This is a genomic window from Clostridium intestinale DSM 6191 (assembly GCF_900130055.1).
Taxonomy (GTDB): Bacteria; Bacillota; Clostridia; order Clostridiales; family Clostridiaceae; genus Clostridium_T; species Clostridium_T intestinale.
The window spans coordinates 21,499-36,421 of the sequence record NZ_FQXU01000018.1; the positions used below are offsets into that span (position 1 = coordinate 21,499).

A 14,923-nucleotide genomic window follows, 5' to 3' on the forward strand; every position below is an offset into this window, starting at 1 on the left:
ATAGCTGAGTTTTTTATGTTAAGAATTTAGTTGACTTATATGAATTAATAGCTATCGTTATTTCCCATTAACTTCATTTTTTCTGCTTGATCTGCTGTTATTAGAGAGTTTATCATTTCAGTTAAATCTCCATCCATAAAAGCATCTAACTTATATAATGTTAATCCGATTCTGTGATCTGTAATTCTACCTTGTGGATAGTTGTATGTTCTAATTCTTTCAGATCTATCCCCTGTTCCAACTTGACTCTTTCTATCTTCTGCTATTCCAGCTGTTCTTTCTGCCTCTGCTATTTCAAATAATCTAGATCTTAATATCTTCATAGCTTTTTCTTTATTTTTAAGTTGTGATTTTTCATCTTGGCAAGCAACTACAAGTCCTGATGGAATATGTGTTATTCTTACAGCAGAGTCTGTAGTATTTACCGATTGACCCCCATTACCTGAAGATCTATAAACATCTATTCTTAAGTCTTTTTCACTTATTTCAACTTCAACATCATCAACTTCTGGAAGAACTGCTACAGTAGCTGTTGAAGTGTGTATTCTTCCTGATGATTCTGTGTCTGGAACTCTTTGTACTCTGTGTACTCCACTTTCATACTTAAGTTTAGAGTAAGCTCCATCTCCTTTAATCATAAATACAACTTCTTTGAAACCACCAATATCTGTTTCATTTACACTCATAAGTTCTACTTTCCATCTTTGAGTTTCTGCATACCTTGTGTACATTCTAAAAAGATTATATCCAAATAGAGCCGCTTCCTCTCCACCTGCTCCTCCTCTTATTTCCACAAATACGTTTTTATCATCATTTGGGTCTTTAGGAAGTAATAAAATTTGAATTTCATTAGCTAGAATTTCTTCTCTTTCCGTTAATTCTCTTATTTCTTCTTGAATCATTTCTTTCATCTCTTTGTCATTTTCAGAACCAAGCATTTCTTTGTTTACTTCTAGGTCTTCAGTTGCAGCTTTATATTCTCTATATTTATTAACTATTATCTCTAAATCAGCATGTTCCTTACAAAGTTTTCTCCACTCATTTTGGTTTGCCATAATAGATGGATCACTTATTTTTACTGATAACTCATCATATTTATTCTCTATAAAATTTAATCTGTCTAGTAACATTATTATCACTCCGTACAATTATTTTTAAACTAATCTATAGTATAATTTTTCACATCTAATTATTATATCATAATTGATTATTTCTAATCAACTTTTCTTGTTCCAATTACTATTCTATCTAAATTAGCCATATCTTTTTTAACATATACATCAGTATATCCGTTAGATTCCATTATTTTTTTAACCTCTTCTCCTTGATCATGACCAATTTCAAAAGCTAATATACCGTCTTTCTTTAAAACCTTAACGCTGTCTTCTACTATCTTTTTATAAAAGTCTAAACCATCATCACCGCCATCTAAAGCTACCATAGGTTCATAATTTTTAACATCGTCCATCAATGTATCGATTACTTCCTTTTTAATATATGGTGGATTTGAAACTATAATATCATATTCCTCGTTATTATTTATAGGCTTATCTAACAAATCTGAATGTATAAATCTAGCTTTACTCTCCAAAGAAAATTTTCCTATATTTATATTAGTAACTTCTTCTGGTACTTTCTCAATGTCTATACAATCTACACTTACATTATTTCTTAAATTTGCTAATGATATACCTATTGCTCCACTACCTGTACATAAATCACATATCTTATATTCTTTATCTTCTTTAATAATATCTAGTAGTTCATGTACTAGTATTTCAGTATCTCCTCTAGGAACAAGAACTCCTTCTTTAATATAAAACTCCATTCCCATAAACTCAGCTGAATTAGTAATATATTTTAAAGGTTTTTTCTTTCTTCTTTCCTCTATATAAGTATTCATTAAACTTTCTTGCTCTTTTGAAACTAGTTCTTCTTTATGTGTAATTATATATAATCTATCTTTACCAATAACTTTTGCTAATAAAAGCTGTGCATCAATAATATAGCTATCTATATCTGCTGTCTTAAGTATTTCTGTAGACTTACCAAGTAATTCTCCAATACTTATTTCTGTTGGCTTTATTCCTTCTACTTCTTTTAATGCTCTTATAGCAACCTCTATTTGATCATCATCTGGTTCCTTTGTTGTTAATAGTTGTAGTTTTAATCCTGGAGTTGCTACTATTCTAGAAATCACTCCTTCGTTTCTACCTAACCACTTTATTAACTCATAAGTTATTCCAGTAATCAGAGGTAATAATACTATTCTTAAAATTAATCTTTCGCCTACTGAACTAAAACTGGTAAATGAAAATACTATTATACTTATAAACATTATTAAAAAAATGAAATTTGTTCCACATCTAGGATGAAGCCTTGTATGTTTTTTTACATTTTCAACTGTAAGCTCATCGTTGCTAGCATAACATGATATCGTCTTATGCTCTGCTCCATGATATTGATATAACCTTTTTATATCCTCAAGTCTTCCTACCCCTACCATATAAGAGATAAGTATAACTATTCTAATAACTGCCTCTATTATGTTTAAAACAATTGAGGATGTTGTTATCCCTCTAAATAGAGAGGCTATAAAGGTTGGTATTAATACAAAAAGACCCATCGCCATAGCAAAAGATATAGCTAAACTTATGTATATCAATATATCATTGCTTTTATCCCCAAACCTTTTATTAAACCATTCATCAAACTTGGAAGGTTCATCATCTTCGTCAAAAAAGCTAGCCGAGTAATTTAATGACTTTACTCCTAATAACAATGAATCTATAAAAACAAAAAAACCTCTTATAAAAGGTATGTTTAATATTGAATACTTCTTTGTTATAGGAACTTCTTTTGAAAACTCTACTTCAATTTTCCCACTTGGAGTTCGTACTGCTGTAGCTGTCCCCTTAGTACCTCTCATCATTACTCCTTCTATTACTGCTTGGCCTCCTACATCTTCCTTTTTCATACAATCATTCCTTTAATAATTATTTTTTTCTTCCTTTTTATATTTTAAGTAACATTCTCCACATAATGACTCATATTCTACATTATCTATATTGTCTATTGCTATTTGCTCTCCTTCGAAAACATATCTATCATTTATTTTTCTTCCATTTAATATAGCTTTTTTACCACATTTACATATAGTTTTCATCTCTTCTATTGAGTGAGCAATTAATAGTAATCTTTCACTTCCTTCAAAGCCATTCATCAAAAAATCTGTTCTTAAGCCATAACATATTACAGGTATATTCATAGTTACAGCTACTTCAAAAAGACCATCTATATGTTCTTTTTTTAAAAACTGAACTTCATCTACTAAAATACAATGAATTTCTCCATTTGTTTTTTTCTCTTCTTCTAATAAAGTGCATATATTATCTTCATCAGCTATCATTAAATCTACTTTTCTTTCAACACCTAATCTTGATAGAAGTTTTTCACCTGCTTTTTTATCTTTTGAGGGTTTTAATATCAGAACTCTCATACCTCTTTCTTCATAATTATGTGCCACCTGCATTAAGTGAGTAGATTTCCCTGAATTCATAGCACCATATCTAAAATAAAGCTTGCTCATCCCTATACTTCCTCTCATTTCTTTCGTTCTTTTTCGATTATATCACACCTTTAACTTCTATAAAAACATATTTTATGGTTATTACTTTAAGTTTTATTGACAACTCCTATCTATCATGATATATTCTAATAGTTACATTAGGTTACGTGTTATAATTTACTTAATTTGAAAGAGGTGAATATAATGAGAGAAGGCATACATCCAGAATACACTCATGAAGCAGTTGTTAAGTGTGCATGTGGAAATACTTTTACAACAGGTTCTGTTAAACCAGAATTAAAAGTAGAAATATGCTCTAAATGTCATCCATTCTTCACTGGAAAACAAAAAATTGTTGACGTTGGCGGAAGAGTTGATAAATTTAATAAGAGATTCAATCTTAACAAGTAATTTAATTTATCTAGATTTTAATTTCTAGATAGGTTCAGATATGATTCAGGTGGAGTTTTTTCTCCACCTTGAATTATGTTTAATTTAAGGTGGGGAAGACAGGTTCTTTCCCACCTTAAATTTATAAAAACTATTTCTAACTTTTATTATTTACTTTAATTTAAAAAATGTTAAACTATTTATAGAAACGTTACCATCTAGAAAAGTGAGTGAATTGAATGAGAAAAATACTAATTTTAACAACATCAACAGGTCAAGGTCATAATCAAGCAGCTAATTCTTTAAAGGAAGTCTTTAACTCAAGAGGATTTGATGTTGAAACTTATGATTTTTTAAGAAGTAATTCAACTTTTTTAAATAGCACAATTACAAAAGGTTATGAATTTTTAGCATCTACAATTCCCGACCTTTATGGCTTTCTTTATAAAGTTACAGATAAAAAGCACACTAATACATTATTAAAATATGTATTTTGGAATACTGAAAAAAAGCTATATAATTATATTCTTGATACAAAACCAGATTTAATAATAGGTACTCATCCTTTATCTGTAAATATCGTAACTCACTTAAAGAGAAAAAATTTAATTAATATACCTTTTATATCGATAATTACCGATTTTATGGTTCATTATTCTTATATAGATAAATATACTGACAGTTATATAACTGCCAATGAATATACAAAAGAGTATTTATATGCAAGAGGTATTGATAAAGATATAATATATCCTTATGGAATACCTATAAATCCTATATTTTATGATAAAGATATTAGTATTTTAGAAACAAAGGACTCAGAATATTTTAATATCTTGTTGATGGGGGGAAGCATGGGGCTAGACAGTATTTCCCATGTTCTCAAGGAACTTATCAAAAATAAAAACAAACTTAGAATTACAGTGATATGCGGAAACAATACTCATCTAAAATCAAAACTTTTAAGTGAGTATTCTTCAAAAAGCATACCTAATAAAAAACTTCATATTTTAGGCTTTACTAAAGATGTATCTTCAATTATGGATTATTGTGACTTAGTAATCTCAAAACCTGGAGGTCTTACTGTTACTGAATCTTTAGCAAAACAGTTGCCTATTATGATACCTTTTGCAATACCTGGACAAGAAGTTCAGAATACATCTTTTTTAACCAAAGCAGGTTGTGCATTATATGTAAAAAACATACGAGACATAAACTCAGATATTAATTTACTTATAGAAAATCCCGATATATTAAACAACATGAAGGATAATATAGCGAAAATAAAAAAACCACAATCAATAGAAAATATCTGTTCTCTTAGTGAAAATCTAATAGATAACAAAAACACTAGAAATTAATTTCTAGTGTTTTTGTTATCTAAATCGCTTTTTTGGAATACAGCCATAAACTCTTTGTTATTTTTTGTTTTAGATAATATATTTATAAGCTTCTCAGCTATACTTTCTATATTACCATCTCTATACATAACTCTTCTAATTGTGAACGCAACTTCTTTTTCTTCTGGAGTTAAAAGTAAATCTTCTTTTCTAGTTCCAGATTTATAAATATCTATAGCTGGGAATATTCTTCTTTCTTGAAGCCTTCTATCTAAGTGAACTTCCATATTACCAGTTCCCTTAAATTCTTCAAATATCATATCATCCATTCTACTTCCCGTTTCAATTAAAGCGGTTGCTAATATAGTAAGACTTCCTCCCTCTTCTATATTTCTTGCAGCCCCAAAAAATTTCTTAGGCATTATTAACGCCCCCGGGTCTAGTCCACCTGATAAAGTTCTGCCTGTAGGGTTTATAGTTAAGTTATACGCTCTCGCAAGCCTAGTTATGCTATCTAATAATATAACTACATCCTGACCTTGTTCCACCATTCTTTTGGCTCTTTCTAAAACCATTTGTGCAACCTTAGCATGATTTTGAGGTTCTTCATCAAAAGTTGAGTATATAACCTCTCCATTAATACTTCTTTGCATATCTGTTACTTCTTCTGGTCTTTCATCAATTAGTAATACTATTAGTTTAACATCAGGATAATTGCCTGATATATTCTGAGCTACTTTTTTAAGCAGTGTTGTTTTACCAGCCTTAGGAGGAGCTACAATGATTCCTCTTTGTCCCTTTCCAACTGGTGAAATAATATCCATAAGTCTTGAACTTAAATCATTTGGATTACCAGTCTCCAACCTAAGTCTTTCCTTAGGATATATAGGTGTTAATGTTTCAAAAGACTTTCTACCAACAGCCTTATCAGGATTATCTCCGTTTACCTTCTCTACATATATTAAAGCTCTGAATTTTTCGCCTTCCTTAGGTTCTCTCACTTTACCTTCTACCTGATCCCCTGTCCTAAGATTAAATCTTCTTATTTGAGATGGAGATATATATATGTCGTTATCACCAGTTAAATAATTTCTACATCTTAAAAAACCAAAGTTATTATTTTCTAATATCTCTAGAACGCCTTTATCGCTAGCAGCTTCTCCAATATTATCTCTTGGCCTTTCTCTTCTTTCTGTAAACTGAGGTTCTCTTACCTGATTATCCCTAAATGTACTATTAGTTTTCACTTCTTCTTTTACGACTTCTGGTTCACTTACCTTAGGAGTAATTTTTTCTCTTAAAATAACTCCATCCTTTTCTATTAAATTTGGAGAATTTAATAGAATATCTTCTATTATTTCATTTTTCTTTTTTTTAGACAAATTTTTTATACCTAACTCTTTAGCTATTTCCTTTAGCTCAATAAGAGTCATACTTTCATATTTTTCTTTTGACAACATTGCACCTCCGCATTTTTCTATCTTAAAAGGGGATTTTTTTAGAGAAGTATCTCTAATAATAAAGGCGTGAATTTATTAACTAAGACTTTTATCTTATTATTATACCACTTTTTTGTATTTTTAATCCAATAAGAAAACGAGTAAAGTTAAACTTTACTCGTTTAATATATCATTTATATTATGAGTTAATTTCTGTACATTTTCAAGCATTTTCTTGTTATTTTACTTTTTTCCCTCATTTACAGATGCTTTTATAAAATCTTTAAACAAAGGATGTGGTCTATTAGGTCTTGATTTCAATTCTGGATGGAACTGTACAGCTACAAACCATGGATGATCCTTAACCTCAACAACCTCTACTAATCTTCCATCTGGGCTAGTTCCTGCTAAAGTCATTCCAGCATCAATTATAGCCTTCTTATATTCATTGTTGAATTCATATCTATGTCTGTGTCTTTCATATATTAAATCTGAGTTATAAGCTTCTTTAGAGAATGAATCCATTTCTAACTTACATGGATATAAACCTAATCTCATAGTTCCACCTAAATCTTCTATATCTTTTTGGTCTGGCATTAAATCAATAACAGGATATTGAGTTTCTGGATCTATCTCAGATGAATTAGCATCTTTATATCCTAAAACATTTCTAGCAAATTCTATAACTGCACATTGCATACCTAGACATATACCTAAAAATGGTTTCTTGTTTTCTCTAGCCCATTGTATAGCTTTTATCTTTCCTTCTATTCCTCTATCACCAAAACCACCTGGTACTAATACTCCATCTACATCTTTTAATTGGCTTTCAATGTTTTCATCATTTAAATCCACAGCATTTATCCACTTAATCTCCACATCTGCATCATTTGCATACCCACCATGACTTAATGCTTCTACTACAGATATATATGCATCATGTAACTCTACGTATTTTCCCACAAGCGCTATCTTCACTTTTTTAGATAGATTTTTAATATTATTAACCATAGATACCCATTCACTGTTATCTATTTCGTTAGGTACAATATTTAGTTTCTCACATACTAAAGTGTCTAATCCTTCTTCATACATCATTAGCGGAACTTCATATAAGTTTTCAGCATCTAAATTTTGTATAACACTTCTTCCATCTATGTTACAAAAAAGACCTATCTTCTTCTTTAAATCTTCAGATATCTCTTTTTCTGATCTACATACTATTATATCAGGCTGAATACCTATACTTCTTAACTCTTTAACAGAATGTTGAGTAGGCTTTGTTTTAAGTTCTCCAGCTTTACCTAAATATGGAACTAAAGTTACATGTATGAAACATACATTTTCTCTACCTACATCATATTTGATTTGTCTTATTGCTTCCAAAAATGGTTGAGATTCAATATCTCCAACTGTTCCACCAATTTCTGTTATTACAACATCAACATCTCTTTCTTTTGAAACTCTATGTATTCTATTTTTTATCTCATTAGTTATATGTGGTATAACTTGAACAGTACCTCCAAGATACTCCCCTTTTCTTTCCTTAGATATAACTGACCAGTATACTCTACCTGTAGTAACATTGGAGCTTTGTGATAGGTTTTCATCTATAAATCTTTCATAATGACCTAAATCTAAGTCTGTTTCTGCACCATCATCAGTTACAAAAACTTCTCCATGTTGATATGGACTCATTGTTCCTGGATCCACGTTTAAATATGGATCAAATTTTTGAATTACAACCTTTAATCCTCTATTTTTTAACAATCTTCCTAACGAAGCTGCTGTTATTCCTTTACCTAATGATGAAACTACACCACCAGTTACGAATACATATTTAGTAGCCATAAAAAATAATTCCTCCTATTTTAATAAATATATATTGACAGTAATTACTCTTAGTGATAAAATAAAAATTACCCTTCAATAAAATGGGTTTACTATGTTTATTAACAACATAAAATATATATTAACATAAACTGATGTCCTAATCCAGTGTTTTTTTTATTTTTTAAATTATTTTATTAATAATCCCATCAATTTGAAAATATTTCTCCCTAAAGTTCTTACTTATAAGTATCTTCTCTTCTGCTCTCTTTAAATTATTATTAATACTTCTATCTTTTATACCTAATAACTCTTTAACTCTCTCATCGTTTATATTCCCATACTTTTTTAATATGAGAAGAAGTAAATATCTATTTTCTCTCTTTTTAATAAAGGCCATGAGATTATCATTATTTAATCCATTTACCTTACAAAAATATTCAATTATGTTCGATAATCTATCTTCGATATTATACATTCTTCCACCTCTATACTTTGTTCTTATATTATCATTCTTACCTATTATTGCTATAATTATAATCAACATTTATTATTCGAGAAAAAATAAAAACTCGGCTATACCGAGTTTTTAATAATGTATAATTAATTAGCTGTTGAATTTATTTTTATTTTTAATTGAGTCTCCTGTGGTGGTTGACCAGATATACTTAAATTATAATCAATCTGAACTTCGCCCCCATCATCACTCATATCAATTTTTAAATTTTTAGTATTTATTTTCAGTTCTAACATTCCGTAAGGCGTGTTATATAAGGTAATATAGTTATTATTTTTTTTGAAATCCATCTTAGTAGTAGTAGTTCCTTCTCGTTCTAAAGAAATTTCATTTCCAAAAATTTTTAACTTAGTAGTGGTTCCTTCCATTCCAGATATCTCTGTTTCTTCATATATAGCTTCATAGCCATCATTGTTTATATAAAATTCACCTGGAGTTACAACCTCTATTACATCATCATCTTCATAGTTTTGATTGGATATTATTGATATTAGTGCTTTCTTTTTCACAAAACCAGCCTCCTTATAAAGTATAAAACTCAAATCTCTAGCGTCTTGCTGGCTTAATTTACATTAAACTCCTAGCTTTTTGCTAATTAATTTTATATCTTTATTTTAAGTATTTTGTAAACTTTAATCAATATATTTATTTATCTATCAAATCTTTTATAATTTCAACTATTTTAAATTTTATTTTTATCTTATTTTTGTCATTTTTATTAGATATTTCAGTATATTCGTCATCATCTAAAACTCTTTTCATTGTCTCCTCAGTTTCTTTATCTGAGACTTGTCCCTTAGTAACATCTACGAAACATAGCGGAGGAAACATTACACACCACCAATTCTTACCTTGTCCACTTCCTATTATTACTCTATAAGCTTCATATTCACCTTGAGGCAATGTTATATTTCCATAATTTTTTTCCGGAAAATTTTCTCTATCTAAAGTTGAATTGACACTATAATTGTATCCATTTTCCTTTATTGTTTTCTCAGCTATTTTAAGTATTTGCTTGTTGTTATTACGCAAAATATCTCTTGATTCATCTATTGATTTAGAATCTTTTAATTTTGGAAAAATATAATTTATTATATTATCCTTAACCTTAATTTTCAGCTGTTGATCAGCCTCTTCATCACTGTTAGCTATAACATGGAACCTAATTAATTTTTCACTTATATCCTTAACAATTTCTTCATCAGACTTTACCTGTTTCGCACCAACAAAAAAATATAAATTAACTATTGCTATTATCCCTAATAAAAAACAAAATATTTTTTTCATTCTATCAACCTCCTGTATCTTGAATTGTTGACAGAAGAAATTTATTTTATACACATATTTATATAGTTCTTGTTATAAATACATCATTAAATTGCTTTTTCATTCTTTCATAACAACTTTGAGCTTTAAGCATATCATCAAAAAACCCAAAAACTGTAGGACCACTTCCACTCATCATAGATCCTATTGATCCCATTTTTATCATATCTTCTTTTATTTTTATAATAAGTGGATGCCTTCTCAATGTAACATTCTCAAGATGGTTTTTCATGTTTTTCGCTACAAATAGCAAGTCATCTTTCTCAATTGCTTCAATTAGTTCATTTACTAAAACTTTTTTAAATATCTTATTTATATCTATAGCTCCATATACGTCTTTTGTTGAAACTCCAAAAGGTGGCTTAACTAAAACTAGTATTTTATCCTTAAAGGATTTAAGTTCAGATATTTTTTCTCCAATTCCCTCACACAAACATGTGCCACCTTTAATACAATATGGTATATCAGCCCCAAGTTTCACTCCAAGATCCATTAAATCCTGTTCGCTAGCCCCTACATCGAACATTTCATTTAGAGCTTTAAGTACGGCAGCAGCGTTTGTACTTCCGCCTGCTAAACCAGCAGCAACCGGTATGTTTTTAACTATATCAATATGTATTCCTCTATTAATTTTATATGTATCCATAAATAATCTAGCAGCTTTATACGCAAGGTTTCTATCATCTTTTGGAACATAAGGCTTATTACACTCTATTGTAATATCGTTGCTTCTTTTTTCATTTAGTTCTATCAAATCATATAAATCAATATTTTGCATTATCATTCTTAAAAGATGATATCCATCTTCCCTTTTACCTACTACCTCTAACGCAATATTGATTTTGCCATAGGCCTTAATTTTCATAAAATCTATTCCTTTCAACTTCAAATCACTATTTATATTATTATTTAATATATTTATCTTGTAAAGATATTAAATAATAATATAAATGTCATTACGCATAAATCATTATACATTCTATATTAAAAATAAGAAACCCAACTTTTGTTGAGTTTCAAAATTAATTTTATATTATTGTACTGCAACTTCCTTTAATACTCCTTGAGAGGATTTTAAATAATTAAATAATCTATCAAATTTTTCATAGAATACTACTATTAAGTCTCCTTTTTGAGCAATATTCAAAGCTTCTCTTAGTGCTTCTAATTCATCTAAGACAACTTTTACATTGTTTTTTTCCTTAATAGTTTTTAACACTCCTCTCTCTAATATCTCAGCTACTTCTCTTTCTTTTCTTCCACGTTTGTCTTTATCTTCTTTTATAAACACTTTATCAAAATATTCTCCACATAGCTCTGCTATTTTAATAGAGGAACTATCCTCTCTATCTCCCGGAACTCCAATTACTCCAATTAAATTTCTAACTTTCATATCTACTAATGATGATATTACAGATTTATAACCTTGGTAGTTATGGCCGTAATCTAAAATTACATTTACTCCATTAATCTCAAATTGATTAAATCTTCCTCTGTTTGTTTTTTCGTCACTTTTAAAACTCTCTAATCCTTTAGCTATAATACAATAGTCTACATTCATCGCTACCAATGCACCTACAGCTGCCATGGCATTACCTATATTATATTTTAACTTCCCATCTAATGATATTCCTATTTTATCAATCGCGCATATCTTATAAGTTTTATTATTATTTGTAACCATAAGATTGTTTTCATCTAAATAGATAGCAATCCCTCCATTAGATATATTTTCAATAATATATCTATTATCCTTATCAAAGGAGAAAAATACTTTCTTGCTCTTTATTCTAGACAAGGCCTGCAAACTCCAGTAGTCATCTGCATTTATAACAGCATAGCCACCCTCTCTAATTTCTTCTACTACTAAGGATTTTACAAACATTAATTCCTCCATAGAATTAATACCATCCAAACCCAAATGATCTTCAGTTATATTAGTTATTATACCAACATCAGCAAAATCATAAGCTAGTCCTTTTCTTATTATTCCACCTCTAGCTGTCTCTAATACTGCTACTTCAACATCTTTATTTAAGAAAATTGTCTTAGCACTTTCTGCACCGGTATCATCGCCCGTATCTATACACTTATCTCCAACAAAGATTCCATCCGTTGATGTCATTCCAACCTTATATCCTATAAGATTGAAAATATAAGCAATTAATCTAGTAGTAGTAGTTTTACCGTTAGTACCTGTAACTGAAATAACTGGAATATTTTTAGGGTTATCATTATACAAAAGATTAACTATAGGTTTAGCTACATCAACTACTTTACCTTCAGTAGGATAGCAATGCATTCTTATACCTGGAGCTGCGTTTACCTCCATTACTATGCCAGTATCACCTAACGGCTTACTTATATCTTCTGTACATATATCTACTCCACATATATCTAACCCAACTGCTTTAGCCGCCCTAATGGCTATGTCTTTATTTTCTTCACAAATAATATCTGTACAATCTATTGCATATCCTCCCGTAGAAAGATTTGCATTCTCTCTAAGATATAATCTCTTATTTTTTTCAATTATACTATTTAAAGTCAAATTTTCTTTAATTAATAAAGATAAGAGTTGTTCATCAATTTTTATCTTTGTTAATGGTTTTTCATGATCTTCCCCTCTATTTGGATCTTTATTAGCATTGTATATAAGTTCCCTTACACTCCTTTGCCCATCCCCTTCTATAAAAGGCGGAACCCTAAGAGAAGCTGCAATCACTTTGCCATCAACAATTAATACTCTGTAATCTTTTCCACATATATATTTCTCTAAAAGTATATCTTCAGTTTGTTCCTTTAGTCTTTTAAATGCATTTATAAGCTCATTATCATCGTTAATATTTAAAACTACACCCTTACCTTTACTTCCATATTGTGGTTTTAGAACTAATGGATATCTTAATTCTTTACTATAATTTATCAATTGCATTATATTATTAACTTTATATCCATTCGCTACAGGAATATATTGATACTTAAGCAAAGTTTTAGTCAGTAACTTATCACACGCTATATCTGTAGCAACACAAGATGTATTGCTCCCTATAGTAGCTTCTATTATTCTAGCAGCAGAGCCATATCCTATTTGATACAGTCCACTTTCTCCCAGCTTCACAACTGGTAATCCAATTTTTCTAGCATAGTCACATATTGCTTTTGTACTTGGTCCTTCCGCTTCATCTTTAATCATATTCTTTATTAGGTCAAATCTTTGTGAGAATTTTATCGGCACCTGATGTATTAAAGAATTAATTAAGTCAATTGCTAGTTTAGCACATTCTAAAGCTACATTCTTGTATTGATACTGAAATATTATATAGTAGTGATCTTCTTTAACTTCTCTAGCCTTGCCATAAGCAACATCTATATTAAGCATATTTTGAATAGCAATTATACAATGCTCACATATATGTGCTAAATAAGTTCCTTCATTAAGACGTTTTACAAATCCGCTATCTTCGTCTATTCCACATCTATGTTTATAAAGTTCTGGTAATATTTTTAATAAATTAAAATTGAAATTAGGTATATCTTTGCTAGGAATTTCACAGTAACCTTCTAAATCTAAATCCATTCTAATGCATTTTTTATGAGAGTATATATTTTTCCCTTCATATACTCTTTGACTAACTATTTTCATTTCTAGTAATTTCCTCCTCAAAAGGTACTCTCTTTTGCAAATCAAATCTGTTTCCTGCAGTTAAAATATGCATCTTAACATTATACATACTTAAAATCTCTTCCTGATATTTTTCTGATACATTTGAAAAAGTTAAATCTGCACCATCAAGAAAATAAACCGCACCATTTCCAATAACCTTAATCTCATTTTTATCAACAACTATGGCTGTATCTTCATCTATTCCTATTCCCAAAGTTTCCGGATTTTGAGCTATACCTGCTAACAATCTTCCTATTCTACCTCTTTGCGCGAAATGTTGATCTATTATAACTTTTTTAATAAATCCAAAACCAGGCGCCATTTTTAAAGTGCATTTTCTTGGAGATTTTTCATCATCTCCTTTGACAATCATTGTGCTACTCATTATAGAGGCACCCGCTGATGTACCAACCAAAACACATCCTTCTTGAAATGCCTTGTTAAACTCGTCAAATAAAGGAGTACCTCCAACTAAACTTGTTATTCTAAGTTGGTCTCCTCCTGTGAAAAATATTATGGATGAATCCCTTACTATATTTAAATTATTTTCATCAAAAGAATCTTTTCTATTACTTACATCTAAAACTTTAAGATTTTTTACTCCTAGTTCAGAAAAAACTTTTTTATATTTATCCCATGCCTCTTTAGGATACTCTGTTGCTAAGGTTGCTATTGTTAAAGCTTTAGATTTATTTTTAAGTTCTAATGATACATTTTTTAATATTTCTTTTCTTCCTTCTTTATCTTCAGCTCCTCCTATAATTATTAGTTTTCCATCACAATAGTTATCCAAAAAAATCACCTCAAATCATGCATTTCTATTGTATCCATGAATTTACATAATTA

13 protein-coding genes are annotated in these 14,923 nt (G+C 29.5%); 2 read left to right on the forward strand and 11 right to left on the reverse strand.

Annotation, left to right across the window (positions count from 1 at the left end; genetic code table 11):
- Positions 1-44 precede the first annotated feature (44 nt).
- The 3 genes from prfA to BUA92_RS20495 form a co-directional block, all read right to left on the reverse strand.
- Positions 45-1,130, reverse strand: a complete 1,086-nt coding sequence (prfA, locus tag BUA92_RS20485; protein WP_073022517.1) for a peptide chain release factor 1 — start codon at positions 1,128-1,130, stop codon at positions 45-47.
- 83 nt (positions 1,131-1,213) lie between these two features.
- A complete protein-coding gene (gene prmC / locus BUA92_RS20490) occupies positions 1,214-2,977 on the reverse strand; it encodes a peptide chain release factor N(5)-glutamine methyltransferase (protein ID WP_073022518.1) in 1,764 nt (587 codons plus the stop codon).
- Between the two features lie 12 nt (positions 2,978-2,989).
- Positions 2,990-3,589: a thymidine kinase gene (locus BUA92_RS20495; protein ID WP_073022519.1), complete on the reverse strand. Its 600-nt coding sequence runs from the start codon at positions 3,587-3,589 to the stop codon at positions 2,990-2,992.
- Positions 3,590-3,772: 183 nt separating this feature from the next.
- Between BUA92_RS20495 and rpmE the strand changes: the two genes are divergently transcribed.
- Positions 3,773-3,979 (forward strand): 50S ribosomal protein L31, encoded by a 207-nt coding sequence (gene rpmE, locus BUA92_RS20500; protein WP_021800466.1) that lies wholly within the window; start codon positions 3,773-3,775, stop codon positions 3,977-3,979.
- Between the two features lie 218 nt (positions 3,980-4,197).
- Positions 4,198-5,319 carry an MGDG synthase family glycosyltransferase gene (locus tag BUA92_RS20505; RefSeq protein ID WP_073022520.1) on the forward strand — a complete coding sequence of 374 codons (1,122 nt, stop codon included), beginning with the start codon at positions 4,198-4,200 and terminating at the stop codon, positions 5,317-5,319.
- On the opposite strand, the gene rho is transcribed toward BUA92_RS20505, so the two are convergent.
- The 8 genes from rho to BUA92_RS20545 form a co-directional block, all read right to left on the reverse strand.
- Positions 5,316-6,755 (reverse strand): transcription termination factor Rho, encoded by a 1,440-nt coding sequence (gene rho, locus BUA92_RS20510; protein ID WP_073022521.1) that lies wholly within the window; start codon positions 6,753-6,755, stop codon positions 5,316-5,318. The genes BUA92_RS20505 and rho overlap by 4 nt on opposite strands.
- A 225-nt stretch (positions 6,756-6,980) precedes the next feature.
- A complete protein-coding gene (locus tag BUA92_RS20515) occupies positions 6,981-8,588 on the reverse strand; it encodes a CTP synthase (RefSeq protein WP_073022522.1) in 1,608 nt (535 codons plus the stop codon).
- A gap of 163 nt (positions 8,589-8,751) precedes the next feature.
- The gene (locus BUA92_RS20520) at positions 8,752-9,045 is read right to left on the reverse strand and encodes a hypothetical protein (protein WP_073022523.1); all 294 of its coding nucleotides are present in this window, start codon (positions 9,043-9,045) and stop codon (positions 8,752-8,754) included.
- A gap of 125 nt (positions 9,046-9,170) precedes the next feature.
- Positions 9,171-9,593: a YwiB family protein gene (locus BUA92_RS20525; RefSeq protein WP_073022524.1), complete on the reverse strand. Its 423-nt coding sequence runs from the start codon at positions 9,591-9,593 to the stop codon at positions 9,171-9,173.
- 136 nt (positions 9,594-9,729) lie between these two features.
- Complete coding sequence (gene spoIIR / locus BUA92_RS20530) at positions 9,730-10,371, reverse strand: stage II sporulation protein R (RefSeq protein ID WP_073022525.1); 642 nt, start codon at positions 10,369-10,371, stop codon at positions 9,730-9,732.
- 58 nt (positions 10,372-10,429) lie between these two features.
- A complete protein-coding gene (ispE, locus tag BUA92_RS20535) occupies positions 10,430-11,275 on the reverse strand; it encodes a 4-(cytidine 5'-diphospho)-2-C-methyl-D-erythritol kinase (protein ID WP_073022526.1) in 846 nt (281 codons plus the stop codon).
- Between the two features lie 168 nt (positions 11,276-11,443).
- Positions 11,444-14,056: a cyanophycin synthetase gene (gene cphA / locus BUA92_RS20540; RefSeq protein WP_073022527.1), complete on the reverse strand. Its 2,613-nt coding sequence runs from the start codon at positions 14,054-14,056 to the stop codon at positions 11,444-11,446.
- Positions 14,043-14,870: a cyanophycinase gene (locus BUA92_RS20545; RefSeq protein ID WP_073022528.1), complete on the reverse strand. Its 828-nt coding sequence runs from the start codon at positions 14,868-14,870 to the stop codon at positions 14,043-14,045. Before BUA92_RS20545 ends, cphA begins: the two co-directional genes overlap by 14 nt.
- Positions 14,871-14,923: the final 53 nt, after the last annotated feature.